Annotated in this window: 3 protein-coding genes; all 3 read right to left on the reverse strand. The window is 74.8% G+C overall.

Going from position 1 to position 2484, the window contains the following annotated elements; all coding sequences use genetic code 11:
* Positions 1-855: serine/threonine-protein kinase (locus HTZ82_RS08260; RefSeq protein ID WP_175408644.1), on the reverse strand; the 855-nt coding region annotated here is incomplete at its 3' end.
* Positions 855-1628, reverse strand: coding sequence for a hypothetical protein (locus HTZ82_RS08265; RefSeq protein WP_254711720.1), 774 nt, complete (start codon positions 1626-1628; stop codon positions 855-857). The genes HTZ82_RS08265 and HTZ82_RS08260, both read right to left, overlap by 1 nt.
* Positions 1629-1635: 7 nt before the next feature.
* A partial coding sequence (locus HTZ82_RS08270) for an ABC transporter permease (RefSeq protein ID WP_175408645.1) occupies positions 1636-2484 on the reverse strand: 849 nt, incomplete at its 5' end.

The raw sequence follows: 2484 nt of genomic DNA on the forward strand, positions 1-2484 counted from the left end.
GAACCGCAGACACGTGTCGTACCGGTCCTCCGGGGCCTTCGCGAGCGCCCGCGCCAGCACCCCGTCCACCGCGCCCGGCAGGCCCGGCCGCTCACCGCTCAGCGGCGGGGGAGGGTCGTACTGGTGGGCCCACAGCAGCGCCAGGTCGTCGTCGCGCCGGAACGGCGGAGCGCCCGCCAGCGTCTCGTACACCACGCACCCCAGGCTGTACACGTCGCAGCGGCCGTCCACCGGCCGCCCCGAGATCTGCTCGGGCGCCACGTAGTCGAGGGTTCCGACGAACTGCCCGACGCTCGTGAAGCCCGTCAGCGACAGCGACTTCTTCGTCAGTCCGAAGTCCGTCAGGTACACATGCTCCGGGTGGTCGCTGTCCGTGCCCTCCGCGACCAGGACGTTGCCCGGTTTGACGTCCCGGTGCACCAGGTCGTGCGCGTGCGCCGCGTCCAGCGCCGACGCCACCTGGACGGCGATCCGTACGGCGGTGTCCACCGGCAGCGGGCCCTCACGGTCGAGCAGCGCCCGCAGGTCCTGCCCGGGGACGTACCGCATCGCGATGTACAGCAGGCCCTCCGTCTCACCGGCGTCGAACACCGGCACGATGTTCGGGTGGTCGATGGCCGCCGCCACCCGCGACTCGTGCGCGAAGCGCCTGCGGAACGTGTCGTTGCGGGCCAGCTCGGGCGCCAGCAGCTTCAGCGCCACCGTACGGCCGAGCCGCAGGTCCCTCGCCCGGTACACGACCGCCATGCCGCCCCGGCCGATCTCCGCCTCGATGCGGTACGCGGCGACCTCACGGCCCACCAGACCGGACGGCCGGCCCGCGGGCAGCGCCTCCTCGCGCGTCGCCCGGTTCATCACGCGTCACCCGCCCCGCCGCCGCGCGCGGGTGGGTCCTGCCCCGGGTGCGGCACGACCTGGGTGGGCTCGTGGGTCACGACGCGCGTCGGCTCGTGGGCGTCGGCGGCCGGGGGCCGAGACTCGGCCGGTCCGGCGGGCCCGGCAGCCCGGTCGGCTCCGGCGGGCCCGGCAGGTGCGCGGGGCGGTGTCGCCTCCGCCGCGGGCGCCTCCGCCGCAGGGGGTGTCGCGCCCGCAGGGGCGGCCTCCGCGGGCGCGGCCGACACGGCGTACGTGCTCAGCCGTCTGCCGTCGCAGTACACCCACCGCTCGTGCTCCGCCTCGTACAGCCACATCGCCTCGCCCTCCACGACGACGCCGGCGCGCAGCCCGCCCGTGCCCCGCCGGAAGGCCTCCGCGTCGGAGCGCCCCGCCGCCAGGTCCTCCGCCGCGCGCCGGTAGCGGGCCACCGACTCCTCGGCCCGCGCCAGCAGCGGCCGCGGATCGGCCGTGCGCGCCATGTCCTGCGCCGCCGCCGGGGGATCGGCCGGAACGGCCACGAGGAGCCGCCCGTCGACCCACGCCGTCCAGCCGTTCGAGCAGACGATCCGCGCCCAGTCGCCCATCCGGTCCACCAGCTGCACCGGCAGCAACGCGTCGAGCAGCGCCGCCGGACGGGACGTACCGGGCGTCTCCCAGGCGGGCATCCCACTGCGCGGGACGACGTGCGTCGGCCGGAACCCGGCCACCACGGCATCGGCGGCGGGCGTGCGGGAATCGGCGGGAGAAGCCATGAAGCGCCTACTTTCGCATGATCACCGGTTCGTGCCGGCGCAGCAGCCGCGCCACCACGAACCCGAGGACGACGGCGAGCGCGAGCAGCACGCCCATGTCGAGGAGCCACGTCTGCACGGTGTGGTCGAACAGCGGATCCGCGCCCTTCTCGCCCGGCACCCGCGCCCCGAGGTCCACGGTCGACGCCATCGCGGCGAACGCCCACCGGGACGGCACCAGCCACGCCAGCTGTTCCAGCACCGGCGTCCCCCGCACCGTCAGGAGCGCCCCGCAGAACACCACCTGCACGATCGCGAGGAGCACCAGCAGCGGCATGGTGACCTCTTCCTTCCGCACCAACGCCGACACGAACAGGCCCAGCATCATCGCCGTGAACGACAGCGCCGCGACGGCCAGCGTGATCTCCACGAGCGGCGGCAGCAGCACCCCCTGCCCGTCCGGCACCTCCAGGGGTACGCCGATCAGCGCGACCAGCGTCAGGACGACGGCCTGCACGACCGTGACCAGGCCGAGCACGGTCACCTTCGACATCAGGTACGCGGACCTGGACAGGCCGACGGCTCTCTCCCTGCGGTAGATCGTCCGTTCCTTGACCAGCTCCCGCACCGCGTTCGCCGCACCCGTCAGGACGCCGCCCACGCAGAGGATCAGCAGCACGTTCAGCGTCGACTCGGGCCCGAGACGGCCCTCGGACAGGGCCCGGGCCATCGCGCCCATCACGAACGGCAGCGCCACCATGATCGCCAGGAACGTCCGGTCGGCGCTGAGCGCCGCCGCGTACCGCCGCACCAGCGTCCGGAGCTGGGCGCCCCAGCTCTGCGCCTTCGGCGGCGGCGCGGGCGGCGCCGAAGCGGC

The sequence above is a fragment of the Streptomyces sp. TRM64462 genome (genome assembly GCF_013362995.1).
GTDB lineage: Bacteria > Actinomycetota > Actinomycetes > Streptomycetales > Streptomycetaceae > Streptomyces.